The organism is Bacillus cereus group sp. BceL220, from assembly GCF_051776965.1.
Classification (GTDB): Bacteria; Bacillota; Bacilli; order Bacillales; family Bacillaceae_G; genus Bacillus_A; species Bacillus_A cereus.
This window is the reverse complement of the sequence record NZ_JBPWBC010000003.1, coordinates 253,196-279,149: the sequence shown is the minus strand read 5'-3', so window position 1 is coordinate 279,149 and position 25,954 is coordinate 253,196. Positions and strand designations below refer to the sequence as shown.

Here is a 25,954-nt window from a genome sequence, read left to right as displayed (position 1 = left end):
TATTTATTGCCGTATAAATTATATATCAGACAATACCCCTTAGCTGAAAGTAATTTCACGTCCATCCCCCAACGAACGATCGACCTTCATTTATATACGAAAAAGTGATTGCTATTTTTGTAGAACCAATTGCTTCTCTTGCTGTTCTTTGCGCGTTTCAGTCTTAGGTTCCGTGCTTTCTTGGACACTACGATGTGCCACACGTTTCAAACAAATATGCTTCCACTTTCTTTCGTAACGTTTCATTATTCTAGATGTCCCCCTTGAATGCGCTTTAAAACTATTTGAAATCGCTTACAGGAAATAATATAGCACATATATATAAACGTGACAACACATTTCCGACATATTTTTGACAAAAATACGAATAGAATTCGTAAGGTATCGAATATTGTCGAAACCTATCATTTTTTCTTCGTATAAAAGGCATACTACTTATATGGTAAAGTATTTTATTTCCCCTACCCGCATTTCAAATTTCTTCTATATAAAGTGAAACTTTCATTAGCCATCACCAATCGGGCTTTTACAAGCAGCTCGATTTATTTGCTTTTGCTGAATTTTGAGGTGGGGTTCTTACTGCTCAGCAAATAGAGGGATAAAAAAAGAGCTGATATGAAATCAGCTCTTTTCCTTCTATTATTAATGACGCTTCATACGTCCTTCTTTTTGTAACTCTTTAAATAATGCTGCCATCATAAAGAAAATAACAAAGACGAACGGGAATGCTGCAATGATAGCTGCCGTTTGTAAGGCTTCTAATCCGCCAATATATAATAGCGTAGAAGCTATCGCGGCTAGAACGATACCCCAAATCATTTTAATACGATTTGGTGGGTTTAAACTACCATGTGTCGTTAACATCCCTAAAACGAATGTTGCAGAGTCTGCAGATGTAATAAAGAATGTTGCAATAAGTAAAATACCTAAAACCGATAAAGCTGATCCAAAGCTGCCCATCTGATCGAACATAGCGAATAATCCTACTTCTGTTCCCATTTCTTTCACTTTGTCGAAGATATGTGCATCACCAAACAGCTCCATATGAATACCAGTACCGCCGAACACAGAGAACCAAAGTGCACCAATTACGGTCGGCACAAGTAACACACCGATAACAAACTCACGAATCGTACGACCTCGTGAAACACGAGCAATAAACGTACCTACGAATGGTGACCATGCAATCCACCATGCCCAATAGAAAATTGTCCACGATTGAATCCATTGGTTTCCACCTTCGTCTAATGGACTTAAACGGAAGCTCATGCTTGGTAATTCCTGAATATAAGAACCGATTGTTGAAGTGAAGTAATTCATAATAAAGTTTGTTGGACCCGCAAATAATACAATAATCATAAGTGCAAACGCAAAAATAATATTCGTATTACTTAAATATTTAATTCCTTTATCAAGACCTGTTTGCGCAGATAACATAAATAATACTGTTACAATTGCAATAATAACTAACTGAGTCGTTAATGAGTTCGGGATAGATGTTAAATAACTAACACCACCTGCAATTTGTTTTGCACCGAGACCTAATGATGTTGCAACACCAAACACAGTTGCGAAAACAGCTAACACATCAAATGAATGAGCAATACGCCCGTGTTCCCCGCCCTTAAATAACGGGCCTACTGTCGCACTAATCGTACTTGCTTTTCCTTTTCTAAAGGTAAAGTAAGCAATACATAACGCTACAAACGCATATAGTCCCCAAGGATGTAATCCCCAATGGAAAAATGAAAAACGCAGTGCAAGGCGCGCACTTTCCTCAGTTGCACTATCCCCAAACGGAGGTGCGTATAAATGGTTTAATGGTTCGGCAACGCCCCAGAAAACTAAGCCAATACCCATACCAGCACTAAATAACATAGCAAACCATGTCATATAACTATAATCAGGTTCGTCATCATCTTTACCTAAACGAATAGAACCGTATTTCGAAACAATTAAAAAGATAGATACACCTAAAATAATAGAAACGGAAATAATATAAAACCATCCAAACTTACTAACTAATGCAGTTTGAATTGCGGTTGTTACATTTCCTAAGCTACCTTTTCCAATAATAGATTCGGGAATAATCCCCCAAATTGTAAATGCAATACATAATGTTAATGAAACGATGAATGTTTTTGTCAGTTTCCTCATCAAATCCCCCTTCGTAGGTTTCGTTTTTGTAAATAACATAAATTCCGATATGTAAAATCGGATAGAAAACTATAATTTTGCGGTGATTTTCTTACTTTCACCTTCACCAATTCGAATTCTTATGGACAGCCTTACCTTTCGTATAACCTTTTCACTCTGCAAGAGCTACAAGTTAGAAATACTGCTGTCAAATTGTGTGAGAAAAACGCGGATAGGAATGTATTTTCCTAAAAAAGGATGTGTTACATATGTAAAAAAGGGCAAAGTTCTTCCTTGCAACCCTTTCGTTTTGTAACAATTATGCGGTTTTTTTGCTAGTATATAGCACGTGTTTATAGCTTCACAAACAAAATGTTTATGTTTATATAACTATATTACCCATAAAACGGTAAAATACTCAAGGAATGTAATCGTTTAGTAAACATCATGTAACATTCCTGTAACATTCTTATTTACGTCGAAAAAAACATGTTGTATTAAATATTTTGAATATAACTAGAAACCTATGAGTCATATAGAATGAAAAACGCTTTCCTATATTTTGTGTTATATTACAGGATGTTAACGACTTATTACGAATGGTTTGTAATTGTGTGTTTTCCCCAAATCCGAAAAAATCTGTTGCTATAATGAGGACACGAAAACAAACGCAATGGAGGCTATCATGAAAAAATTAATTGGTATAGCAACAGCAGCAGTTTTTGGTCTTGGGATTTTCACATCATCTGCTAATGCAGAAACTGTTGTAACAACAGACGTACTAAACGTACGCGAAAACCCTACTACGGAATCAAAAGTTGTCGGTAAATTACTAAACGGTAATAAGATAGATGTTCAAAATACAGAGAACGGATGGTCAAAAGTTACTTTAGACGGTAAAGACGCATTCGTAAGTGCAGAGTTCACAAAAAGCATCTACTACGTAACAGCTAACGTATTAAACGTACGTGCTGAAGCGAACACAAACTCAGAAATTCTTGGAAAGTTGAAGAAAGACGATGTAATCGAAACAACGAACCAAGTACAAAATGAGTGGTTACAATTTGAATATAACGGGAAAACAGCTTATGTTCATGTTCCTTTCTTAACAGGTACAGCACCTGTAATTGAGAAACAAGAAACGACTGTTCCTGCTAAAGCTGAAGCACCAGCTAAGGCTCAAGCACCTGCAGCACAAGCAAAACCAGCTGCTAAGCCTGCTGTGAAAGCTGCTGAAACTAGCACACCATCTGGTGGTCGTGAGTTAACAGTTGTAGCTACAGCATATACAGCTCACCCGAGCGAAAACGGTGGCACATATGGAGGCCGTGTATTAACTGCAATGGGTCATGATTTAACTGCGAATCCAAACATGAAAATGATCGCTGTTGACCCGAAAGTAATCCCATTAGGATCTAAAGTATGGGTAGAAGGTTACGGAGAAGCTATCGCTGGAGATACTGGTGGCGCAATTAAAGGTAACCGTATCGACATCTTACTTGGATCAGATAGCGCTGCTCAAAAATGGGGACGCAAAACTGTTAAAGTGAAAATTTTAAAATAACCAATGACTGCTAAATTACAAGCCGGTTCTCTTTATTGAGAGCTGGCTTTTATTTATTTATAATACATATAAGGAGGCTATGCCCATGAATGTACAAGCAAAAGTAGACTGGATTGGTACGCCAAAGCCGTACATATATAAAGATGAAGTAACATATAACGCTACTTCTATTGATTTCTCACTCGCTGGCGATGATAATCGCTATAAGTTAATTGTACTCAAGTCTGAAAACAATACACATTACAAAATTGTGCAATATGGAATAAAACCAGGCTCTCAAAAACCATTTCCTATCGACATTCCATTTGAACAAAATATGTTGCCAATTATAGAGCAAATATTACATGATCCGTATGTACAAGCGATATTAAAAGAAACGCACTCATAATTGAAAAAAAAGATATCACCTCGCCGGATTTTTCGGCTAAGTGATATCCTTTTTATTTTCCCTTCGTGAACACAATTTAAGAAAAATATATCAACGATTTTCCGAATATATCTATCATAAATCGCAATATATCAACGATTTTTCAATTATATCTATCATAACTTACGATATATCAACGGTTTGACACGAAATATCGATTTAGCTACAAAAAGAGGCTGTTCAAATATTGAACAGCCTCTTTCATATTAACGAGTTGGACCAGATACATCTTCTGATTTCAACGTATTATTTGCACCAAGAGAATGATACAACATCTTTCCATTTCCATTCACAGTTACAATATGTTCGTTATTAAAACTTTTGAACTTCACAGATCCATCACCATAACGAATATGATACTCTTCATATGTCGTTACTTTATATTTCGTATCACTTTGACGCTCTACATTACGAACTTCCATCGTTAACAAGTCTTCTGTAATTCCTTTTTTGTGTAAATACTGTATATAATCACGGTCTTCCTTATACGATTTCCCGCTCTTATCATAATTATTTTCAATTAAACTAAAATCATTTAATGAAATTGCACGTACGTTATCATAAATATGATTTTTTACAAAGTCGCCCACTGCTGAAGTTGATGTTTCTTTCGGGAATTTTAAGTAATACGTGCTTTGGTCTCCAATTTTAACACTTTCAGATTTCATCACACCAAAATCAGTAGTTTTCTCTAAATGTACTTCTACTGTTTCATCTGTGGATACAGGGCCAAGCTTATAACTTCCATAATTTAATTTTCCACGTTTTTTCCCATTCACAAATACAGTTGCATCACTTTCATCAGAAGAAATGCTTACATACTTGCCTTCAAGCGATAAATCAATTTTCACTTTCTCGCTCTGCTCATCCGCTAAATCTACTTCTTTCTCTGTTTCTAATTCAGTAAGTTCTGTCTTCGCCGTTGCCTTTACAACATATGTACCTGGGAAGTATGGCCCCAACTCTTTCGAATTTTTATCACTAGAAAGCTCTGTTTCTTTTTTGTCATTCACATATATTTCTGCATTCTTTGCAGTTGTACTTACATTCATATAATAAGATTTCATGCTGAACTTATACTTTGGATATAAGAACCACTCTTTTCCCTCTTCTACTATTTCCCCGTCTTTAAATGCAGGTTTATCTTTTGTTAACTTTTGATCTACTGTCTCTTTCTGTAAATAAGACAACAATTGTTTGTTGTAAGAAGGATTCTCTTTTAAATAACGCATGTACGCTTTAATATCCTCTGTCTTAATCTTTAAGCTTGAATCATTTGCTTTCACAAACTCATCAATTGCGTTAATATCTTTCTTTTGGAATGCTTCAATCATTACATTTACTTGCTTTTCTTTTGAAAACTTATATGCTCCAAATTTATATGCCCCAAATAATAAAATAACAATAATAGCTAAACCAATGATTAAAAATACATTTTTCTTACTTTTCACTGGTTTTGTCTCGCTTTGTAATTCTGTATATGAAGCAGCAGTGTTATCAACGATTACTTCTACTTTACTCCCACACTCAGGACAAAAGTTCAAATGGTCTGCAACGTTCTTTTTACATGTTCCACAAAACTTCAACGTGCTCTCCTCCTATTTTTTAGCTAATTTCATTCCAGCAAATGCTGCTACATATGTCACAATAAAACTAAACAAAATTAAATATGTAAATGAATTTTGCATAGATAGTACTGTTCCGCTTGTTCCAAATAAACTTGTTACAGTTCCTGAAACATTAATTTGGAACTTAGAAATCATATTCATTACAATCATCATAATTGTGTAAGAACCACTGCATACCGCTAATGTAATATATATATTGGCAGTCGGTAATTTAGCTAACTTTCTTCCCGCTCTAAACATAAAGAACAATGGAATAATAAGCAGTAATAAACCATAATGGAATACGTTATTCACTTTATCAAATTCTGCAAGGCTTTCCTCATTTGCTCCTTTTGAAATCAATATCTCTCTGAGCTCTACGCCATTTACAGAGACGCCTGATATAAATGAAAACGATAGTGTGCTCTCATATGCTTTTGATTTCTTTCCAATTCCAGTAAATTCCTTACTAAGTGCTGGACTTGATACTTCTAACGGCGCAAAATGAGCCATACTCCATAATTGAGGTGTTAACTCTAATGCTAATAATGTACTTTCAGATTTTAAAGTTGTTATTTCTTTTAATGGTTCAATACCATCTTCCTTACTTACTAACGCCATAATACAAACCGCTACTGCTGTTACTAAAAGTCCTTTTATCATAGCTGAAACACCGTAATAAACAGACGCTCCATATGGCATTAACTCTTGAAATGCTGCTGCCATATTGTTTTTGCTTGTATGAGCAATAAATCCTAATAAGGTAAATAATGTCCCACATACAAAACCACTCAATAAACTCTTCATCGCTGAATAGCCAACCGTAATCTTACCTGCTTCTGAGAATGGAATTGCAAAAGATTGTGATGCTATAAAACTTATAATGAATAAAAAGACGCCATAAATAATACCAACTGTTGATGCCATAAAAATTTGATCTTTAATCGTTTTCGCAACATGCTGCTTCCCTAACCAAATTCCTGTACCAGCGAAAATAATAAATGGAATGATTAATAGTAATGTAAATGGAGTATGCCAAGATAAAGAAAATATCAATCCACTATCGTCGTTAGCTGTAAAACCAAGTAAATGATAACTTAACATCGTAGAAGTTGCACTCGAATAAAAATTCGGCAACATTTCTAATTCTTTCGCAAATTTGCTAAACATCTCACTTAACATAGAAGCAAATAATAAACTACCAATCCAACCAGCAATTAACATGAGAATACTTGCAACAGCCCCACCAATAAAACCTTTTTGTAAAACGGCTTTATCTGCTTTAAATTCAACTTTAGGAGCACCATCCATTGTAGGCAATTTTACAGATTGTTCTTTTTTCTTCGCAACAAATAAAGAATACCCACACTTTTGACAATATAAATTTTTTTGAGCATTTTCATTGCCACAACCTTTGCAGTATTTTGCAGTATCTTTTTCTAATGTTATTGCATCTATAGCTCCTGCAATCTCCATACTACCTTCATTTGGACAATAATTTACTTCTTCACCATGTTGTTTTCCACATGTGCGACAATACATTTAATTCACTCCCCACTTTGCTTAATTCCACAAACTGGACAGTAAGTAGAGTTTTTATCGATATGCTCATTACATGAAATACAATTTACCGTTTCACCTTCATTTTCTACTGCTAACATTGGGTTAGGCTTTCCACACGAACCACAAAACTTATCATTTATTGATAAAGGTCCACCACATTCACATGTAGCTTTTTCACCTTGTTGTTTTTGCAATTCAACAATGCGTTTTCTTGCTTGATAAATAGCTACATCAAATTCTTGAACTGGAGCAATCATTTCTTTTAAGCTCGCTTCATTTACTCCATTTCCTCTTAATTGAACGTACACTTGCTGTCCAACCTCTAATAGAACCTCTGCTTTTTTCTGCATTTGCACTTGCATTCCCTTTTTCAATTGAGCAATTTCTTGTGCAACTTGCAACTTCATTTTCCCTTGTTCTATTCCTTCTTGTAACTTATTCATTCCACTACCTAACTTCGTCTGTAAATCTGACAAATTATTTCTCCTCCTATACGTATATATTCATATACGAAATTAACATTTTATATATTACCATGATTTTCAAGTTATGTAATCCAAATTTCATTTTTTCTGTTTTGAGCATTTTTTGTTTATAATGGTAAAGGAAAGAAATATGTGTACGGAGGAATATTATGCTGCAACACTCAATTACGAAAGATGAAATTATGATGATTGCGAATGAGTTCGTTCAAGGACTAGATCCACAGCAAACAGCTGATCAGGAACATGTCGCTACAGCTCGGCACCTATATCGTAGTGGTGTTGTCTACAATGTTGACTTTGATGGTTATACACTATCAGGAACTGTAGATGCGGAAGGCAACGTATATAGCGTTCATATTCCGATTCGTAACGTCGCTGAAAGTTATTGTGATTGCTTCGCACCAACACAATGTGAGCATATGCTTGCTGTATTACTATCTGCAGCGTCTAGTTTCGGGCAAGTAGGAGATGTATTAACTTTATTTAAAAATAATACGAAACCTTCCCTTCCTCCTATTCGAACTGCAAGACAAGTATTGCAATCATCAGCTTTTGAAGAAACCGATTATAAAAGTTGGCAATCGTATTTTGAAAAAGAATATGAATCATTTAAAAAAGAACAAGCTCGGCTTACTTATAAACAAATGTATTTTCTTATGAGTATCTTTACAGATTTCTATACGAAACTTGAGCGGAAAGCTCCGCGTGTCATTGCGATACATGAATTATTCAGGTTACACGCAGCACTTTACTGCTTTCAAAAGTTATTAGAAGAAATTCAGGCATTCGACGCAAACAAAACGTATTCTTATCACCAACCTGTTAATGTCATTCGCCTATTTGTAGACAAAGTGGAATCCATCGTTCGGGACTTACAATCAGAAGCGATTCCTTCAGAGTCTGAAATAATTTTACAAGAAACAGCTCGTCTCGTTCATGAAGTATTCTTCTCTACCGACACTTATACGCAAGAGCGATTTTTCATTTATCGTCACATATGGAGTGAACTTTTAAACAATAAAGAGAAAATACAAGAAGAAGAAAAACGAATCGATACGAAAATCAATCCACTATCCAAAGCGTTAGCGTCTTCCCATCTTCTCTTTTTGAATGACGAAGATCTACTAGCGATGGACTTACTAAAAAAACAGCCTGCTTCTGTTGTGAGTCTATACTTCTATTGGTTAGAAGAACTATTAAGTGCCATGCAGTGGGATCGTGCGAAAAATTGGCTTTCCTTTACGTATAAACAAGTAAAGAAAACAATCCAAGATCACGAAAATACGATTTTTATAAAAGATGTCGTTCGCCTATTTGTAATCATGTATGAAACATATGCAACACATACAAATGAACAAGCGGGTTTCGAAATGATCTTACAAGAACTATTACCGTATAGTTTCACAAACTATGAACAGTACGTACTCGCGAAAAAACAGTATCGCACATGGGCAGAGCTTCATCTCCTATATGGATTTGAAGCAATTGAACTGTTAAAAGAGCCACTGAAAGATATTGAAAAAGAAGCGCCAGAAGCGGCACTTCCTCTTTACCATCTTGCTGCTGTAGAGGCGATTGAAGAACGAAATCGCAAATCATATAAACGCGCAGTTCGTTACTTAAAGAAATTACGCACATTATATAAACGATTAAAACGCACCGATGAATGGGATGCTTTCATTATTCACATCGCCAATCTCCATTCACGTCTGCGTGCACTACAAGAGGAATTACGGAAAGGAAAATTAATCGATGATCAATCAAACTGAAGTAACAATTAGGCTCCAGCATGTTAGTCAAGGTTGGTTCCTTTGGGGAGAAGATGACAGCGGTACTCCATTATCCGTAACAAGTTGGAAACGAAATGCATTCACATGGCACTCCACTTCTTTCTACGGTACGTTTCTAAAAGAAGCAACCTTCGAAGGAAAACAAGGTGTTATGCTAACAAACGCACAAGCATTTGAATACATTGCAAACAAACCGATGAATTCATTTGCACATATGCAAATAAACGGACCTATTACAGCCCTTACGAAAGATGCAAATGAATTATGGGATGCCTTTACGAGTGGTAACTTCGTACCAGATATGAATCATTGGTCCAAACAACCATCTTGGAAAGTCCAAAATACAGCAATTGAAGATGACACATTAGCATCTCTTTTCTCAGCAGCAGTTAATGAAAGCATATTACAAGATAATCGCTCAAATGACGGCTGGGAAGATGCCAAAAGACTATATGAACATTACGACTTTACGAAAAGACAATTGGAAACAGCACTACATGAAGAAGATTGGCTTCGAAAAATTGGTTATATTGAAGATGATCTTCCGTTTACAATCGGACTAAGACTGCAAGAACCACAAGAAGAATTTGAAATGTGGAAGCTTGAAACAATTGTGACACCAAAGCGTGGGGCGCATCGCATATATGTATATGAAAACATCGATTCCTTACCGAAAAGATGGCACGATTACGAAGAACGGATTACAGAAACACAAGAAGGTTTTAGTAAGCTCATACCGTGGTTAAAAGAAGAAGATACGTTCCGAAACGAGCTCTTTGAAACAGAAGCGTGGAACTTCTTAACAGAAGCAAGCAATGAATTACTTGCAGCCGGCATTACAATTTTACTACCATCATGGTGGCAAAATTTAAAAGCAACAAAACCGAAATTACGTGTCCAGTTGAAGCAAAATACAGCACAAACACAATCGTTCTTCGGTATGAATACGCTCGTTAATTTTGACTGGCGCATTTCGACGAACGGCATTGATTTATCGGAAAGCGAATTTTTCGAACTCGTTGAACAAAACAAACGTCTATTTAATATAAACGGTCAATGGATGCGACTAGATCCAGCCTTTATCGAAGAGGTAAGGAAACTCATGAATCGTGCCGATAAATACGGACTAGAGATGAAAGATGTCCTGCAGCAACATTTATCAAATACGGCTGAAACGGAAATTGTAGAAGATAATAGTCCGTTTACTGATATTGAAATCGAACTAGATGGATATTATGAAGAACTCTTCCAGAAGCTGCTTCATATTGGAGATATTCCAAAAGTAGATGTCCCTACTTCACTAAACGCAACACTTCGTCCGTATCAACAACACGGTATTGAATGGTTATTATATTTACGAAAGCTTGGATTTGGAGCATTGCTAGCTGACGATATGGGACTCGGGAAAAGTATTCAAACAATCTCTTACTTACTATATATAAAAGAAAACAATCTCAAAAAAGGCCCTGCATTAATCGTAGCACCGACATCTGTTCTTGGAAATTGGCAAAAAGAATTTGAGCGTTTCGCACCGAATTTACGTGTTCAATTACATTACGGAAGTAATAGAGATAAGGGCAATTTATTTGAAGATTTCCTTCAATCGGCAGATGTTGTATTAACATCTTATGCATTGGCTCAGCTCGATGAGGAAGAACTGACTTCATTATGCTGGGATGCTGTTATTTTGGATGAAGCACAAAATATTAAGAACCCACATACGAAACAGTCGAAAGCAGTACGAAACTTGCAAGCAAATCACAAAATCGCTTTAACTGGTACGCCGATGGAAAATCGCCTCGCTGAACTTTGGTCCATTTTCGACTTTATTAATCATGGATATCTCGGAAGCTTAGGGCAATTCCAGCGCCGCTTCGTCACACCGATTGAAAAAGATCGTGATGAAGGAAAAATCCAGCAAGTTCAACGGTTTATCTCACCATTTTTACTGCGCCGAACGAAGAAAGATCAAACAGTCGCATTAAATTTACCAGATAAACAAGAACAAAAAGCTTACTGTCCTCTTACTGGTGAACAAGCTTCCTTATATGAACAACTTGTTCAAGATACACTGCAAAATGTCGAAGGATTAAGCGGAATTGAAAGACGCGGCTTTATATTGCTTATGCTGAACAAGCTAAAACAAATTTGTAATCATCCTGCTCTTTATTTAAAAGAAGAAGAGCCACAAAATGTTGTTGAACGCTCCATGAAAACAAAAACGTTAATGGAGCTCATCGAAAATATAAAGGATCAAGATGAAAGTTGCCTCATCTTCACTCAATACATCGGCATGGGGAACATGCTAAAACGTGTGCTAGAAGAAAAATTCGGCCAGCGTGTCCTCTTCTTAAACGGTAGTGTACCGAAAAAAGATCGTGACAAGATGATTGAGGAATTCCAAAATGGAACGTATGACATTTTCATCTTATCTTTAAAAGCTGGCGGAACAGGACTAAACTTAACCGCTGCCAACCATGTCATTCACTACGATCGTTGGTGGAATCCAGCTGTGGAAAATCAAGCAACAGACCGCGCATATCGCATTGGTCAAAAACGATTTGTTCATGTTCACAAACTCATTACAACAGGAACATTAGAAGAAAAAATTGATGAAATGCTAGAAAGAAAACAATCTCTAAACAATGCGGTCATCACAAGCGATAGCTGGATGACTGAACTATCAACAGACGAACTAAAAGAATTACTTGGTGTATAAAGTGAAACTTTAATCAGTGGAGGTTTTACTCCCCGCAAAAAAAGCGCTAATCTTATTTGAGATTAGCGCTTTTTTCTATTCCAAAACCAATTACTTATTATAATCCCCGTTAACCCGCCGCATGTATCAAGCAATGAATCTTGCCACATTGGTGTACGGTCCCCCGTATACCATTGGTGGATTTCATCAAATGTTGCATAACCTGCAACGAAAAGAAGGGCATATATAAAACATCTTTTCCTCGAATGACCTGATCGATGAAAAGCGTAATAAATCAATGAACCTAGCATAAAGAACACCATAAAATGAGCACCTTTACGAAGGAAAAACTCAATAAATCCGCCTACACCTTTATTCGCAATACTAACAGGGGTTCCTCCACCATAATCGATAGATACCCATGAAAAATGTTCTTTCACAAATTCAACATTTACATATTGTTCAATATCTGAACGCATATCCTGCTTTTTATATGGTTGTGCCGAAGAATAGAAAATCAGCCCCATCCATAGTAATACAGGAATCCAAAATAACCATTTACGATTCATTATCCAGAATTCTCCTCTCTTAATCTTTTAAGGGTACCAAAAAAAAGAAAAAATTTCACGCCAAAACATGACATTTGTACCCTATTTATAAAGTGAAAGGAGGTGATACACATGGCAATTGAAACAATCGTAATGGATTTAACTTTACGTCTTGTCTTAAACAACGGATTAGATAAGAACGGCAAAACAGTTTTCAAGAGCAAACAATTTAAACGTGTTAAAACAAATGCGAGCTTAGATCAAGTACACAACGTAGCTCATGCTCTCGCTTCCTTACAAGCATCATCACTTCACGCTGTCCAACTTGTAAGCACATCAGATCTTTCTAAACTATAAAGGAAAACTCGGATCAGAGGGGATCTTATTCATCCCCTCTGATTATTAGACCGCAATTTAACCGGTAGACCCGAATCCCGTAAATAGCGGGATAAATACAAAGGAGGGAATAACATATGCAAGTACTAGAGTTGATTTTCGCGAAAGAAGATGGAAAAACAGTCGTTTTTTCGATCGATACGCCCATCACACCAATCGATGCACAAGTCGTAAATCAAGTAATGGATACAATCCTTGCCTCATCTGTATTTTCATCCATTGATGAAAATACAAGAAAAAAGGGAGCTCGCCTTGTAGAAAAAAATGTATCTGAAGTTCCAATTACTCTATAAAATGAAAAAGACGAATCTGCATCATTTTGCAGATTCGTCTTTTTTCTTCGGCATTTCAATCGGAATAAAAATCTTTGAAAAACCGACGCATACGTACTTATAATGTTCTTCACCTATATCAAACTCAGTCGTATATGTTGAGAAGAATATATAATCATTTCGCTTCGTATAATGATCAATTAAAAATCCAACTTGTGGCTCAACATACTTTTTCGCTAACTTTTTACCTGCCGATGCCAAGTCGCCAAGGAGACCCTCTTCATTCTCTTTTTGAACTTCATCTAGCTTCTTACTCACATCATTACGCTTCATAAACTGCTTCGCTGCCCATTCTGTATATTCTCCTTTACTCGGATTGCTGTTTGCTAAATATACTAGGAGAATGACAACTAAAGCCATAATAATATACTTTTTCTTCATACTATATCACCGCCTACTCTTTTCTATTTTCATATATATGTACAAGCGATGCAAATTAGAAAGACTATCACCTATTGATTGTAAACGAATAGCCAAAATTTACAATATGAAATAGAATATTAACAATCAATTTACTTAATTTATATATAATTATATTCAGAATGAAAATTATAAGGGAGGATATAGAATTATGGATAATGAAAACAACATTTTTATTTCTAGTTCTACAATGATGCTTGAACCATGTAAACACCCTTATTACCGTACAAAAATTATCGACAGTAGCGGGAACCATCTTTACTCCTGTCAAACTGCTCTCCAACTTATACAGAAATCTTGTCTAACAAATATTCATTCTACTTATCAAGGGAGACGTAATGCCGTAAAAACAAAATTTAAATTTAAACAAAACGTTCCAATTCCGATCAATCATAGAGAATATATTTGTGCTTTCCCAACAGAATCTCCTGCTTCTCCAAATTGTATTTGGCTTTTCTTTAAACATGTTCATACAATAGAGTTTTTCCAAAAAGCTAAACGAGCTAAAATTCATTTTTCAAACGGAGCTACCGTAACGATACAAATTAGTTCCCATAAGCTAAGTCAGCAATTATGGAAAGCTGGATATGTATTATCCCAAATGAACATGCAAGATTCATCACCTTAATAACAAATAGAATGGAAGGTAGTATTTCCTTACCTTCCATTCTATTTGTTATTTTTATCCTCTTACACTATCTCGCATTTTCTCGAGTGCTTGCCGATACATCCATCTTACTTGATAATATGTCATTTCCGTCTCTAAAGCGATTTCTCCCATCGTCTTCCCTACAAAAAAACGTTCAAAAATAATATACTTCTCCTTCTCGTCTAACACACTCATAAAATCCTTCACTCTTATTTCGACATCTTCAAAATGAAAGATTTCTTCATACTCACCTACACATACACATCTTTCTTGCAAAGTAGATTCTTTCTTCAATCTTTCTAATATATAACCACGCACCGTTACAAGTGCATATGCAGGGAAATACCCCTTCTTTGCATCAAATCTTTCATACGCATGCCAAAGACCAATTAAACCACATTGATAATACTCTTCATAATCTTTACGAATACCTAATTTCTTTATTTGATTTACAATCATCCCTTCATACAAAACAACTGCCTCTTTAAAAGTCGCTGGCTTCACACAGTACCCGTTTCTAAAAGGTATACCTTTCTAGTATTCCGCGGTACCTTCACAATATAAAAATAAGGGAAAGATTTCACTGTGAGTAATTTCAAATACTACCGATGGAATTTGAAATTACACTAGATAGTATTTGAAATTTTGTTGGTGGTATTTGAAGTAAGGATAAAAATAAAAAAGGTGACTCTCTTGAAGAGTCACCTTTTTCTAAAAGAATAAATTATGCACCAAATTTTGGAGCTAGACCACTTAAACTACTAAATCCAACTGAAAGAATAAAGAAAATAACAATTAAAATCGTTGCTTGTTTTTTACTTAATCCAGCCGTAATATGTAATCCTAATCCCATTACAACTAATGCCCAAATATTGAAAACTTCGAATGATGAAGCCGCACCATGAGCAACTGTACCTGACTCAAATAAAGTTGCTAAACTTGTATAAGAAGTTTCAATATCTCCACCAATAATCATTCTAATAATAAAGTTCACAATTGCACCTAAAATTGAAATCGTATATGTGTAGACATAAATAGATAATAATTTCATGTATGAAGTATCATTACTCATAAACATCATAATCACTTTATAAATAGCTGCCGCAATGAAGAACCAAATCGCAGTACCAAATAGCCCACCAACAATACCTGCTCCTATTCCGAAGTAACCAACAACTTTAGCCGCTTCGGCATCAGGCACCTCACCCATTACATCAGGATGATTTACTACTTGATACATGCCAATCCCTGCAATTACAGCTGTTAATATAATGAAAAGGAAAAATGCCCCCCATACCGGACTTTTCGTCTTCATTCTCTCAAATTGCTCACCTGGAGAAGTAATCATTCCTAATAATGATGGCTTCTTCGCACCTACATCTTGCGTATTAATATTTGCTTCCATTATAACGCCTCCTTCTATTTATATAACCCGTTCTAACGGGCGGTTCACTTCCTCGCAAGAGGCTACGAACCGCCCACTAGAACGGTAATGTGTAGTTCTACTACACTATTAATTACTCATAACGCAATGCTTCAATTGGATCTAATTTCGCAGCTTTATTTGCTGGAATTAATCCGAAAATAATACCGAGTGTCATCGAGAACAGTACGCCTCCAACGACAACTTCCCATGAAACGAGTGGTGGCCATTTTGCGAATGTAGAAACGATATATGCTCCGCCATACCCAAGACCAATTCCGATCAAACCACCTAGAAGTGTTAACATAACTGCTTCAATTAAAAACTGTAATAAAATTTTACTACGCGTTGCTCCAAGTGCTTTACGTACACCAATTTCACGCGTACGCTCCGTTACAGATACAAGCATGATGTTCATAACACCGATACCACCAACGACTAATGAAATACCAGCGATACCACCGATGATCATCGTCATAATGTTAGTAACTTTAGAAACATTTTCTTGGAATTCTTTTAAATTAACCAGTTCATATTTACCCGGAATTTCACTTGGCTTACGACTATTTAATACATCAACAGCTTGTTTCCCTGCTGCTTCTAAATCGTCTACATTTTTAGCTTGAATTGCGATACTTTGAATTTCATCTGTTCCGTATAAAACAGGCCATAACGTAAGAGGGATTAACGCTTCTTCCATTTCAAATCCCATAAATTCATTATCAGATGTATACACACCGACAATTTGCATCGGTTGTCCTTTCATCTCAATAATTTGTCCTACTGGATTTACGCCCTTAAATAACGTCTCTTCTGTTTTTGTACTAATCATCACAACGTTATTTGCATGAGAAATATCTGATTCATTTAAAGTACGTCCCTTTACGACCTTTACTTTATTAACCGCAAAATATTCATTATCAAGACCAATAACATTCAAATTTGCTTTTTTATCATTTACATCAAGCACCTCTGAATTCTGGTTTGTCGTAATAACATGTGAAACATCTTTCACTTGTTTTACTTCCAAAATATCCTCTTCCGTTAACTTCGGCATTTCAAATCCACCTATAGCAAACTCATCATTAATATCTGGTTTAAATTGAATTGGCATAAGGTTATTACCACCAGAACCTGCGAATTTCGACTTCAGCATCGCTTCCCCGCCTTGCCCAATTGCAACGACAGTAATAATTGAACCTACCCCGATAATAATACCGAGCATCGTAAGAGCTGAACGTAGTTTATGAGCTAAAATAGAAGATAGGGCAATTTTTATACTATCTAGTAAACTCATACCGCACACCTTCTATCTTCTGTAACTTTCCCGTCTCGTAGTACAATGCGGCGGGAAGAATACGCTGCTACTTCCTCTTCATGCGTAACCATAACAATCGTCGTACCTTCTGCATTAAGCTTCGTGAAAATATCCATAACTTGCTCACCAGACTTCGTATCAAGTGCACCAGTCGGTTCATCAGCCATAATGAACGTTGGATTATTTGCAATCGCTCTTGCAATCGCTACACGCTGCTTCTGTCCACCTGATAACTCATTTGGTAAATGATGCACGCGGTCTGCTAATCCAACTTTACCTAACGCCTCCAAAGCACGCTTGCGACGCTCCGCTTTCTTCACGCCACCATATACGAGCGGAAGCTCAACATTCTCCACTGCTGAAAGACGAGGCAGTAAATTAAAATGCTGGAATACAAAGCCAATATATTCATTACGAATTAAAGCAAGCTTTGACTCGTCTGCTGTTAAGATATTCACGTCATTCAGCATATATTCGCCTTCTGTTGGACGATCTAAACAACCGATAATATTCATAAGTGTCGACTTACCAGAACCAGACGGTCCCATAATTGAAACGAACTCACCGCTTTGAATTGTTAAACTAATACCGTGCAAAATCGGCACCGCCAATTTTCCTTGATAATACGTTTTAGCAATATTATTTAACGTAATCATTTCTCTTTCACTTCCATTCCGTCATACACATCGTCGGAAGGATTTTTAACCACCTTTTGCCCCACTGTTACGCCTTCTACAACCTCTGTCCAGTCTCCATCAGTAGAACCTTTTTTCACATTTTGTTTACGAAGCTTCCCTTTATCCTCAACATAAACAAATGCATCTTCGCCTTTTTCTACAATGCTTTTACTTGGAACAGCAATCATCGTCTTATTCTCTAAGTTTACTTGCAGAGAAACGTGATAACCTGGAGATAAACCATCTTGACTATCAAGGCTAGCTTTATATGTATACTGAGACATATTTTGAGTTGCTTCACCCACGCCGCCAGCTTGCGCCATCTCTGCGCTCGTTGGGAATTCGCTTACCTCTGTAATCTTACCTGTCCACTTCTTCTTATTATTTGCTTTCGCCGTTACAGTGAATGTTTGATCCTTTTGAATTTGTGACTTCTGAAGCTCAGTTAACGTACCTTGAACTTGGAATGGATCTTTAGAAGCTACTTGTAAAAACGATTTTCCTTGACCACCTAACGCTTGAGATGAACTTTGTGCCGCATCTTTATCTAACTTTTGAACAACACCAGCGAAATTACTATAGATCGTAAGCTCTTTCTGCTTCTTACTTAACTCTTCTTTCTGCAACTTTCCTTTTTCTTTCTCAAGGTCAGTTGTCTTTTGAGCTATCTCTAATTCGTTTACTTGCTCGTCCATCGGATCTGTTACTTCTTTCCCAGCTCCGCTATCTTTTGCCTTCTTAATTTCTTTCTTGAGCGAATCAATCTTCTTCTTTCCTTGATCATAACGCATATCCGCCATCTTCTGATCAAGCTCAGCTTGCTTCATTTGAAGGTTAATCTCTTCATTGTCATAAGAGAATAACTTCGTACCTTTTTCTACCTCTTGCCCTTCTTTTACCTCAATATCTTTCACTTTTCCTTTGGCCGGATCTGCATAGAAGCTTTCAATATTACCAGGCTTCACCTGACCAGAAATTAACTTTGTATTATTCAGCTTACGCTCTGTCACTTTCTCAAAACTTACAGCATCAGCATTTGTTGATGCACCCTTCTTCTTACCTTGCATAACAAAAATATTAATTGCCGCTACAATAACAATTAGTGCAATAACCCCAATAATAATCCATTTCTTCTTCTTGTTTGGAGTACGAACCGTATTTGGTAACATATTCTCGCTCCCTTTATAAATTAATAGTTTAATAAATACCATAATTGTATAAAACTTTCTGAAAACAAATTGTATATTATTACAATCTTTTTACAAAGTTTTACACATCCATTTATATTGTAACAAAAATTCCAATGATTAGAAATATGACATTATATCTTTTAAGATAGATTTAAGGAAAGATTATATTATATAGAAAAAGCCATCCAAAATAATAATTGGATAGCTTTTTCAAACAAAATATTACGCTACTTTAGGATCTTTTCTCTCATGTCCACGTTGAACAATAAATAAGAAGATTGTTGATAAAACCGCACCTGTTAGTAGTAAGATGAAACAACCATCCCAGCCAGAACGATCAACAATAACACCAATTGCTGCGTTAGCTACAAGACTTCCGCCTACATAACCGAATAGACCACACATACCAACTGTCGTACCTACTGCAAATTTCGGTACTAATTCCATCGCACTTAAACCGATTAAGAACTGTGGTACATAAATTAAACAACCGATAATAGAAACTGCAATACTTACAACAAGTACGCTAGTTGCTTGCCAATATATAAACGTACCAATAACAACTCCAACCATACTAATAATACATAATGGCATACGTTTTCCTTTAAATAATTTATCACTTAAAAAACCAACGATTAATGAACTTGGAATTGCCATACCTTCAAAGATTGCATATGCCGCATGCGCTTCTGCTTTTGAAAATCCTTTAACTGTCGTTAAATAAAGTGGAACCCAGTTAATAACACCGAAACGAATTAAGTAAACAAATGCATTTGCAATACATAAGAACCATACAAATTTATTTTTCACTACATACTTCATTAAAATTTCTTTTGGTGACATCTTGTTAGCATTATCTGCTTTTTCAAGATTTTCATAGTCATTACGATACTCATCAATTGGAGGAAGACCTTCAGATTCTGGTGTATCCTTCGCATTAATCCAAACAAGAACTGAAATTACCATTGCGATAATTGCAGGGAAAATAAACACGCCGCCTTGCCAATGGTTTTCACCGAAAATACCTACACCAATTCCGACAAGTGGTGGCACAAGCATTCCACCAACGTTATGTGAAATATTCCAAAGACCTGTTTTCGTACCGCGTTCTTTCTTCGAGAACCATTTCGTCATAACAATACTACAAGGTGGTGCTCCCATACCTTGTACAATACCGTTAACAACAAGTAATGTAACAATCATCCCAAATGATGATGCAAAGCCGAAACAAATATTTACAAGCCCTGATAAGAATAAACCGACTGCGATAAAGCGCTGGGCGAAAGCTTTATCTGATAAATTACCCATAAAGAACTTACTAAATCCATAAACAATTGCCATTACTGAACCTAGTAAACCAATTTCAGCTGTACTAAAACCATATTCTTGTACTAAATACGTACTTGATAACGTAAAGTTACTACGAACTAAATAATAAGCAGCATATCCAACTGAAATCCCGATTAACACACGAATACGTAGTAATCGATATACACGGTCGATCATATCCGCTGGCAATCTTTCAATTGCAGGTGCTGGCTTAAGCCATTTAAACATATATTTTCGTCTCCTTTTCTCACTTCAGAGAGAGACGCTGTCTATTCCATATCTCGATTATTCCGCTATTTGATATATTTTGGTTCGTCCTTCTAACCGGCTGTCCTTCTATTTCTTTCTCATTCTTCGCAAACATCGTTGGTACGCCAAACGACACTTTTTCTAAAATGTGACCCGCTTCTTCTGATAAACAATAATCAATAAATAAATCCGCAATAATACCACTCGGTGCACGTTTTAGTTTAGAAATCGCATTAACAGATAACCCTGTTTGCTCAGGTTCGTTACTTAAAATCGGAAAGCCTTGTTTTTGAAGCATTCTCTGATCTCCCATAAAGTTGATGCCTATCATATATTCACCACTCGCAACAAGTTCTGCTGGGATGTAACCATTCACTGTTACTTCTCCAACTTGTTCTGCCAGATTCTTCACATATTCCTTCGCTTCCTCTTCACCTAATGTATCAATAAGTGATTGAAAAAACGTATATGCTGTACCTGAAACATTTGGATCGGGCATGACAATCTTTCCTTTATATACTGGATTCAATAAATCTTTCCATCTTAACGGATACGAGAGACCGAGCGGCGCTATTTCCTCGTTCCACCGCTCTTTATTAATCGCAATTGCCAGCTTCTCCACTTCATAACCGTACCAATAACCATCTTTATCTTTAACAGTTTTTGAAATACGATTTGCATGTTGGCTTATCACAGGAATAGAAAGATTTTTTTGCTTCATCATTTGATGCGCATCTACTGTACCGCCAATAATAATATCCGCCTTCGGATTTCCAGCTTCTTCTTCCACTCTACGAAGAAGTTCTTCTGTTGAAAGACGAATAAATTCATACGTACATCCGCGCGGCTTACAAAATGATGAAAGTAACGCTTCACCAACTTCCTCACGAGCCGCTACATACGCAACAATATGACGATCATCCAAAATAGGGAGACCATTTTTACTATATTTAATAGAGGTTGTATCTCGAGAGCAACTAGACATCGCTCCTCCAATTACTAGCAAAAAGAAGAAAAAGGCTATCTTTCTCATGACGCATTCTCCTTTACGAATAACTCTGCTAGAGAGCCTTTCATATACATGACATTTCCGTTATTATCACCGAGATATTGCACAACAAAGTACGATGGATACACAGAAATCGTAAGAATATCTTCACGATCATTCTTTACACGCTTACCTGTTTTATAAGCTGTAATATAAGCAATCGGTTCATTCTGCGATTGTAATAACTTCTGAATTTCTCCGTAATCTGTAATTTGCTTTGCGTATCGAATAGAATCAAGTATGTGCGTAAGATTGATAGTACGTACCACATCGCCTTGACGTACTACGACGTCCTTTGCTGAAGCAAAGAAATCACTAATACGCTCTGGCGTGTAATACAGGCTTAATAAATACGTTTGAAGTGCTGAAATCATCGGATCCATGCCGTTCTTTCCGTATACATTTTCCCCATACTGGAACAAGTCACCTACTGCAAAAGTACGCTTATGTCCATTCAAGTACGTTACTTCTCCAGTAAATACTTGTTCTTGGCTCTTAACGCCCTCAGGCTCTATTCGAATTCGGTCAAAGAATGAAACAATCGTATGCAAACGAACTTCATCCGTTACAACAATTTCTCCCCACTTTTCATGTCTTACTTTCACTTCAATTGGAAGAGATTCATTCACCCTTTGTAAAACGGCTTGTTTATCATTTACAATGTTAATTCGATTATAGATTTGCTTCTCCATAACATAAAACAAAACAAGAGAAACAATCATACAAATGACAAACATAAGAATTTGAAATGATAGCCTTTTCATTTCTGCCTACCTCCAAGATAAAAAAACGTTGTTTCGAAAATACCGCATAATTGTTTCATAAATGTATCATTTAACCGCTTTCAAGTTTTTTATGTCTTCCATCCTTCTCGGAAGCAAAAATGTAATGAATATTGTAGTACCTATTTCTTCACTACTCTCAATCCGCATGCTTCCGCCCTGCTTATTCATAATCTCCTGACAAATATACAAACCATAACCATTCCCGTAACTAGACGGAAGTGCCTTTCCTTTCGGAGACTCATTCCACTCTGCAAGCACCACTTCATCTATACCGATCCCATCATCATGAACAAAAACCTTCGCCTCCTGCTCATTTACAATTACATTCATACGAATGTGCGAAGCATCACTATACTTAATTGCATTATCAAGCACATTTAAGAAAATTTGCTTCGTCTTATCAAAATCTGCAACAACATGTACATCCGTTAACTCATTTATCACTTCAATTTCAAACTGATTTAGACGAGGTTTCACAATTGAAACTGCTTCTTCTGCCAATTCCTTTATATTCACAACTGTAGGTGACACTTCAAACGTACTCGTCCCATATTTCGAAGACTTAAGCAGTTCCTCTACAAGTGATAATAAACGCTCACTTTCCACCGCCACATAACGAAGACTTTCCTGTACATCTTCTTTCGATTGTAACTTCGGAATTAAATCAACATAACCGATAATTGCCGTTAGCGGTGTTTTTAGCTCATGCGTAATGCGGTCTAGGAAATCTTTCTGCTTCTCTTTCTCCTCCTGCAATTGCTTAATATGCAGTTCAATTCCATCGGCCATCGCGTTAAAAGATGCTGAAAGCTGAGCGATTTCCACGTACTCATTTAACTCAATCTTACTCTTATAATCACCATTCGCGAGCCGCTGTGCCATTTGTCTCAACTGATCAATTGGTTTATGAAGAGACTTCGCCAAACGAATCGCAAAGAAAATACCGGTAGCTACTAGGCAAAGAGACGTCATTAAGAAAGTCCAGCTCACATTTGTTAAAACTTCCTTCTCACCCGTTAACTCATTTATAAAACGAATACTTCCAATGACATCGTTTCCATAATAAACCGGGCTTGAAAACAAAAGAATGGGAGCGGGATCCGCCTCCTCAAAAACATAAGACTTCTTTCCCTTCAAGGAACTCTCAATGTCGATGTTACGGTGAAGCAATGCTCCTTTTTGTGTATCTGCAACAACATCGCCATTCTTCCCGATCATCTGCACACGGACATCCATACGCTTCGCTAAATACGACGCGATTAAAAGTGAATTCGGACCAAGCGTATCCACTTCTGCTTCCTTCTCTAAATAATTCATCGTATAAATTTGTGCTTCTACACTTAACTTTTCTAAAGAATCTGCTGCGTTATGATACATATTCTTTTCTAACGTAATATAAACAACTGCATATAAAAGAACAAAAATCGGAATTAACAGCCCAACTATTCCGAACACCATATTTCGCTTTAAAGACATACCATCACCACTTAACAATCCAGTTTATAGCCAACGCCATAAATTGTCTTAATATATTCTCCGCTCGTCCCAAGCTTCTTGCGAAGTCTCTGCACCATAATATCAACTGCTCTCGTATTTCCGATATACTCAAATCCCCATACTTTCTCAAGCAACTCATCCCTCATAAACACACGCTGCGGATTTGAAACAAATAACTGACATAAATTAAACTCTCGGTACGTTAACTGAATCTCTTGTCCACTCACATGTACCTTTCTTTCCTTAGGACAAATCACGATCTCTCCAGCCCCAATTACTTCATGACTTACAGCAGTCTCCGTCTTCTTTACACGCCGCGCCATATTCTTAACTCGAAGAATAAGCTCCGCATAATTAAACGGCTTCGTCACATAATCATCAGCACCAAGCTGCAAGCCAAGCAACTTATCATTCATCTGACTCTTTGCCGTTAACATAAGCACCGGAATATCCCTATCCCTCTCACGGAACAAACGAAGCAACTCATACCCATCCGTATCCGGAAGCATAACATCCAAAATCAATACATCTGGCCCTTCATTCCATCGCTCTAAAGCTTCTCTCCCATCAGCCGCTGCCAATACTTCATAACCTTCCATCTCCAACTGCATCCGAATCAAATTACGAATACTCGATTCATCATCAACCACAAGTATTTTCATCATTTTCCTCCTTCCATCATGTATTATAGTACAGTTTAGTATAGCAAAAATCCTATAAAAAAAGAGAGGGTATTGTCGAACATATTTTGTCGACGATACCCTCTCTTTCACTTATTATATTTATTTAGCATATCCATTCGGTTGCTTTTGATGCCAATTCCAAGCATGCTCAATAATTGTTTTCACATTTACATAATTAGGATCCCATCCTAACTTCTCTTTCGCTTTCTGAGAAGAAGCAACTAAACGTGCTGGATCGCCCGCACGGCGCGGTGCTACCTCAGCAGGAATTTCATGATTTGTAACCTCACGAACTGCATCAACGATTTCCTTTACACTAAAACCATTACCATTTCCTAAGTTATAGAAATCACTCTCTCCGCCGTTCTGTAAGTCTTTAAGCCCTAAGAAATGAGCCGCTACTAAATCTTCAACATGAATATAATCACGGATACAAGTACCATCTGGTGTATTATAATCATCACCAAACATCATAATCTTCTCACGTTGACCTAAAGCCACTTGCAACACAAGAGGAATTAAATGTGTCTCTGGGCGATGATCTTCTCCAATAATACCACCTGGAGTTGCACCAGCCACGTTAAAGTATCTAAAGATCTTATAACGTAAATTTGAAGCCTGACTATACCAATGAAGCATCTTCTCAATTGCTAACTTCGTCTCTCCATACGTATTCGTAGGATTTGTCATCGTTTCCTCAGTAATAAGATCCACATCTACCTCACCATACGTTGCCGCAGTAGAAGAGAAAATGAACTTATCTACCTTAAACTCATCCATTACCTCTAATAAACAAAGTGCACCATACACATTGTTATTATAATATTGAAGGGGCTTTTCCATACTAACTCCAACTAAAGAATCAGCTGCAAAGTGCATAACCGCCTCAATATTTTCTTGTTTAAAAACATCCCTTAAAAATGATTTATCACGAAGATCGCCATTATAAAACTTCACGCCTTCCGTAATTGCATCTTCATGACCAGTTTGTAAGTTATCTACCACTACTACCGATAAACCTTCGTCTACTAATTTTTTCACAGCGTGAGAACCGATGTAGCCAGCTCCGCCACAGATTAAGATTGAGTTCATTTTCTTCCTACTTTCTATACATCTAACCTTGTAAATTAAGAGTCATTA

Annotated in this window: 25 protein-coding genes; 7 read left to right on the top strand and 18 right to left on the bottom strand. The window is 36.6% G+C overall.

Features of this window, described 5'->3' with window-relative positions:
• Nucleotides 1-111: 111 nt before the first annotated feature.
• Both ACS2FK_RS10440 and opuD read right to left on the bottom strand, forming a co-directional pair.
• Nucleotides 112-246 (bottom strand): hypothetical protein, encoded by a 135-nt coding sequence (locus tag ACS2FK_RS10440; protein ID WP_000833067.1) that lies wholly within the window; start codon nucleotides 244-246, stop codon nucleotides 112-114.
• A 396-nt stretch (nucleotides 247-642) separates the two neighbouring features.
• Nucleotides 643-2,157, bottom strand: coding sequence for a glycine betaine transporter OpuD (gene opuD / locus ACS2FK_RS10435; protein WP_001229103.1), 1,515 nt, complete (start codon nucleotides 2,155-2,157; stop codon nucleotides 643-645).
• 664 nt (nucleotides 2,158-2,821) lie between these two features.
• Between opuD and ACS2FK_RS10430 the strand changes: the two genes are divergently transcribed.
• Together ACS2FK_RS10430 and ACS2FK_RS10425 are read left to right on the top strand one after the other, a co-directional pair.
• A complete protein-coding gene (locus ACS2FK_RS10430) occupies nucleotides 2,822-3,700 on the top strand; it encodes a cell wall-binding protein EntA (RefSeq protein WP_000733343.1) in 879 nt (292 codons plus the stop codon).
• An 85-nt stretch (nucleotides 3,701-3,785) separates the two neighbouring features.
• Complete coding sequence (locus ACS2FK_RS10425; protein WP_001102539.1) at nucleotides 3,786-4,088, top strand: DUF3910 family protein; 303 nt, start codon at nucleotides 3,786-3,788, stop codon at nucleotides 4,086-4,088.
• A gap of 245 nt (nucleotides 4,089-4,333) precedes the next feature.
• On the opposite strand, the gene ACS2FK_RS10420 is transcribed toward ACS2FK_RS10425, so the two are convergent.
• The 3 genes from ACS2FK_RS10420 to ACS2FK_RS10410 are packed head-to-tail and all read right to left on the bottom strand — an operon-like array spanning nucleotide 4,334 to nucleotide 7,773.
• Nucleotides 4,334-5,713, bottom strand: coding sequence for a zinc ribbon domain-containing protein (locus tag ACS2FK_RS10420; RefSeq protein ID WP_063549085.1), 1,380 nt, complete (start codon nucleotides 5,711-5,713; stop codon nucleotides 4,334-4,336).
• Between the two features lie 12 nt (nucleotides 5,714-5,725).
• Nucleotides 5,726-7,276, bottom strand: coding sequence for a zinc ribbon domain-containing protein (locus ACS2FK_RS10415; protein ID WP_063549087.1), 1,551 nt, complete (start codon nucleotides 7,274-7,276; stop codon nucleotides 5,726-5,728).
• Nucleotides 7,277-7,281: 5 nt separating this feature from the next.
• Nucleotides 7,282-7,773, bottom strand: a complete 492-nt coding sequence (locus ACS2FK_RS10410) for a zinc ribbon domain-containing protein (protein WP_001281749.1) — start codon at nucleotides 7,771-7,773, stop codon at nucleotides 7,282-7,284.
• Nucleotides 7,774-7,931: 158 nt separating this feature from the next.
• Between ACS2FK_RS10410 and ACS2FK_RS10405 the strand changes: the two genes are divergently transcribed.
• Entirely contained in the window at nucleotides 7,932-9,551 is a 1,620-nt protein-coding gene (locus ACS2FK_RS10405; RefSeq protein WP_000939149.1) for an SWIM zinc finger family protein, read from the top strand.
• Nucleotides 9,535-12,291, top strand: a complete 2,757-nt coding sequence (locus tag ACS2FK_RS10400; protein WP_063549089.1) for a DEAD/DEAH box helicase — start codon at nucleotides 9,535-9,537, stop codon at nucleotides 12,289-12,291. The genes ACS2FK_RS10405 and ACS2FK_RS10400 overlap by 17 nt, the downstream gene beginning before the upstream one ends.
• A 62-nt stretch (nucleotides 12,292-12,353) precedes the next feature.
• Here the strand turns inward: ACS2FK_RS10400 and ACS2FK_RS10395 are convergent, their stop codons facing one another.
• Nucleotides 12,354-12,839, bottom strand: a complete 486-nt coding sequence (locus tag ACS2FK_RS10395) for a VanZ family protein (protein ID WP_001080707.1) — start codon at nucleotides 12,837-12,839, stop codon at nucleotides 12,354-12,356.
• 111 nt (nucleotides 12,840-12,950) lie between these two features.
• Between ACS2FK_RS10395 and ACS2FK_RS10390 the strand changes: the two genes are divergently transcribed.
• Both ACS2FK_RS10390 and ACS2FK_RS10385 read left to right on the top strand, forming a co-directional pair.
• Nucleotides 12,951-13,175 carry a DUF1659 domain-containing protein gene (locus ACS2FK_RS10390; RefSeq protein ID WP_063549091.1) on the top strand — a complete coding sequence of 75 codons (225 nt, stop codon included), beginning with the start codon at nucleotides 12,951-12,953 and terminating at the stop codon, nucleotides 13,173-13,175.
• A gap of 116 nt (nucleotides 13,176-13,291) precedes the next feature.
• Nucleotides 13,292-13,507 (top strand): DUF2922 domain-containing protein, encoded by a 216-nt coding sequence (locus ACS2FK_RS10385; RefSeq protein WP_001197593.1) that lies wholly within the window; start codon nucleotides 13,292-13,294, stop codon nucleotides 13,505-13,507.
• Between the two features lie 21 nt (nucleotides 13,508-13,528).
• On the opposite strand, the gene ACS2FK_RS10380 is transcribed toward ACS2FK_RS10385, so the two are convergent.
• A complete protein-coding gene (locus ACS2FK_RS10380; RefSeq protein ID WP_063549093.1) occupies nucleotides 13,529-13,927 on the bottom strand; it encodes a DUF4359 domain-containing protein in 399 nt (132 codons plus the stop codon).
• Between the two features lie 190 nt (nucleotides 13,928-14,117).
• On the opposite strand from ACS2FK_RS10380, the gene ACS2FK_RS10375 reads away from it, so the two are divergent.
• The gene (locus tag ACS2FK_RS10375; protein ID WP_000368314.1) at nucleotides 14,118-14,594 is read left to right on the top strand and encodes a competence protein ComK; all 477 of its coding nucleotides are present in this window, start codon (nucleotides 14,118-14,120) and stop codon (nucleotides 14,592-14,594) included.
• A 54-nt stretch (nucleotides 14,595-14,648) separates the two neighbouring features.
• Here the strand turns inward: ACS2FK_RS10375 and ACS2FK_RS10370 are convergent, their stop codons facing one another.
• The 11 genes from ACS2FK_RS10370 to galE all read right to left on the bottom strand — a co-directional run bounded on the left by ACS2FK_RS10370 (nucleotide 14,649) and on the right by galE (nucleotide 25,906).
• A complete protein-coding gene (locus tag ACS2FK_RS10370; RefSeq protein ID WP_061139612.1) occupies nucleotides 14,649-15,119 on the bottom strand; it encodes a sigma-70 family RNA polymerase sigma factor in 471 nt (156 codons plus the stop codon).
• A 220-nt stretch (nucleotides 15,120-15,339) separates the two neighbouring features.
• Entirely contained in the window at nucleotides 15,340-16,020 is a 681-nt protein-coding gene (locus tag ACS2FK_RS10365; RefSeq protein ID WP_063549095.1) for a Yip1 family protein, read from the bottom strand.
• A gap of 112 nt (nucleotides 16,021-16,132) precedes the next feature.
• On the bottom strand, nucleotides 16,133-17,335 hold the full coding sequence (locus ACS2FK_RS10360; RefSeq protein WP_000054363.1) for an ABC transporter permease: 1,203 nt from the start codon (nucleotides 17,333-17,335) through the stop codon (nucleotides 16,133-16,135).
• Complete coding sequence (locus ACS2FK_RS10355) at nucleotides 17,332-18,012, bottom strand: ABC transporter ATP-binding protein (protein WP_000631624.1); 681 nt, start codon at nucleotides 18,010-18,012, stop codon at nucleotides 17,332-17,334. The genes ACS2FK_RS10360 and ACS2FK_RS10355 overlap by 4 nt, the downstream gene beginning before the upstream one ends.
• Nucleotides 18,009-19,202 carry an efflux RND transporter periplasmic adaptor subunit gene (locus ACS2FK_RS10350; RefSeq protein ID WP_063549097.1) on the bottom strand — a complete coding sequence of 398 codons (1,194 nt, stop codon included), beginning with the start codon at nucleotides 19,200-19,202 and terminating at the stop codon, nucleotides 18,009-18,011. The genes ACS2FK_RS10355 and ACS2FK_RS10350 overlap by 4 nt, the downstream gene beginning before the upstream one ends.
• A 243-nt stretch (nucleotides 19,203-19,445) precedes the next feature.
• On the bottom strand, nucleotides 19,446-20,780 hold the full coding sequence (locus ACS2FK_RS10345; protein ID WP_000477603.1) for an MFS transporter: 1,335 nt from the start codon (nucleotides 20,778-20,780) through the stop codon (nucleotides 19,446-19,448).
• Between the two features lie 19 nt (nucleotides 20,781-20,799).
• Nucleotides 20,800-21,834: an ABC transporter substrate-binding protein gene (locus tag ACS2FK_RS10340; protein ID WP_001225641.1), complete on the bottom strand. Its 1,035-nt coding sequence runs from the start codon at nucleotides 21,832-21,834 to the stop codon at nucleotides 20,800-20,802.
• Nucleotides 21,831-22,613, bottom strand: a complete 783-nt coding sequence (locus ACS2FK_RS10335) for a DUF3919 family protein (protein WP_000826618.1) — start codon at nucleotides 22,611-22,613, stop codon at nucleotides 21,831-21,833. Before ACS2FK_RS10335 ends, ACS2FK_RS10340 begins: the two co-directional genes overlap by 4 nt.
• Nucleotides 22,614-22,679: 66 nt before the next feature.
• Entirely contained in the window at nucleotides 22,680-24,110 is a 1,431-nt protein-coding gene (locus ACS2FK_RS10330) for a HAMP domain-containing sensor histidine kinase (RefSeq protein WP_063549099.1), read from the bottom strand.
• Nucleotides 24,111-24,121: 11 nt separating this feature from the next.
• Nucleotides 24,122-24,793, bottom strand: a complete 672-nt coding sequence (locus ACS2FK_RS10325) for a response regulator transcription factor (protein ID WP_063549101.1) — start codon at nucleotides 24,791-24,793, stop codon at nucleotides 24,122-24,124.
• Nucleotides 24,794-24,913: 120 nt separating this feature from the next.
• A complete protein-coding gene (gene galE / locus ACS2FK_RS10320; RefSeq protein WP_063549103.1) occupies nucleotides 24,914-25,906 on the bottom strand; it encodes a UDP-glucose 4-epimerase GalE in 993 nt (330 codons plus the stop codon).
• Between the last annotated feature and the right edge of the window lie 48 nt (nucleotides 25,907-25,954).

Excerpts from the sequence above, each read along its gene's own strand:
- ACS2FK_RS10440 (WP_000833067.1), bottom strand. The coding sequence starts at position 246 with ATGAAACGTTACGAAAGAAAGTGGAAGCATATTTGTTTGAAACGTGTG.
- opuD (WP_001229103.1), bottom strand. The coding sequence starts at position 2,157 with ATGAGGAAACTGACAAAAACATTCATCGTTTCATTAACATTATGTATT.
- ACS2FK_RS10430 (WP_000733343.1), top strand. The coding sequence starts at position 2,822 with ATGAAAAAATTAATTGGTATAGCAACAGCAGCAGTTTTTGGTCTTGGG.
- ACS2FK_RS10425 (WP_001102539.1), top strand. The coding sequence starts at position 3,786 with ATGAATGTACAAGCAAAAGTAGACTGGATTGGTACGCCAAAGCCGTAC.
- ACS2FK_RS10415 (WP_063549087.1), bottom strand. The coding sequence starts at position 7,276 with ATGTATTGTCGCACATGTGGAAAACAACATGGTGAAGAAGTAAATTAT.
- ACS2FK_RS10405 (WP_000939149.1), top strand. The coding sequence starts at position 7,932 with ATGCTGCAACACTCAATTACGAAAGATGAAATTATGATGATTGCGAAT.
- ACS2FK_RS10400 (WP_063549089.1), top strand. The coding sequence starts at position 9,535 with ATGATCAATCAAACTGAAGTAACAATTAGGCTCCAGCATGTTAGTCAA.
- ACS2FK_RS10395 (WP_001080707.1), bottom strand. The coding sequence starts at position 12,839 with ATGAATCGTAAATGGTTATTTTGGATTCCTGTATTACTATGGATGGGG.
- ACS2FK_RS10390 (WP_063549091.1), top strand. The coding sequence starts at position 12,951 with ATGGCAATTGAAACAATCGTAATGGATTTAACTTTACGTCTTGTCTTA.
- ACS2FK_RS10385 (WP_001197593.1), top strand. The coding sequence starts at position 13,292 with ATGCAAGTACTAGAGTTGATTTTCGCGAAAGAAGATGGAAAAACAGTC.
- ACS2FK_RS10380 (WP_063549093.1), bottom strand. The coding sequence starts at position 13,927 with ATGAAGAAAAAGTATATTATTATGGCTTTAGTTGTCATTCTCCTAGTA.
- ACS2FK_RS10375 (WP_000368314.1), top strand. The coding sequence starts at position 14,118 with ATGGATAATGAAAACAACATTTTTATTTCTAGTTCTACAATGATGCTT.
- ACS2FK_RS10365 (WP_063549095.1), bottom strand. The coding sequence starts at position 16,020 with ATGGAAGCAAATATTAATACGCAAGATGTAGGTGCGAAGAAGCCATCA.
- ACS2FK_RS10360 (WP_000054363.1), bottom strand. The coding sequence starts at position 17,335 with ATGAGTTTACTAGATAGTATAAAAATTGCCCTATCTTCTATTTTAGCT.
- ACS2FK_RS10355 (WP_000631624.1), bottom strand. The coding sequence starts at position 18,012 with ATGATTACGTTAAATAATATTGCTAAAACGTATTATCAAGGAAAATTG.
- ACS2FK_RS10350 (WP_063549097.1), bottom strand. The coding sequence starts at position 19,202 with ATGTTACCAAATACGGTTCGTACTCCAAACAAGAAGAAGAAATGGATT.
- ACS2FK_RS10345 (WP_000477603.1), bottom strand. The coding sequence starts at position 20,780 with ATGTTTAAATGGCTTAAGCCAGCACCTGCAATTGAAAGATTGCCAGCG.
- ACS2FK_RS10340 (WP_001225641.1), bottom strand. The coding sequence starts at position 21,834 with ATGAGAAAGATAGCCTTTTTCTTCTTTTTGCTAGTAATTGGAGGAGCG.
- ACS2FK_RS10335 (WP_000826618.1), bottom strand. The coding sequence starts at position 22,613 with ATGAAAAGGCTATCATTTCAAATTCTTATGTTTGTCATTTGTATGATT.
- ACS2FK_RS10330 (WP_063549099.1), bottom strand. The coding sequence starts at position 24,110 with ATGTCTTTAAAGCGAAATATGGTGTTCGGAATAGTTGGGCTGTTAATT.
- ACS2FK_RS10325 (WP_063549101.1), bottom strand. The coding sequence starts at position 24,793 with ATGAAAATACTTGTGGTTGATGATGAATCGAGTATTCGTAATTTGATT.
- galE (WP_063549103.1), bottom strand. The coding sequence starts at position 25,906 with ATGAACTCAATCTTAATCTGTGGCGGAGCTGGCTACATCGGTTCTCAC.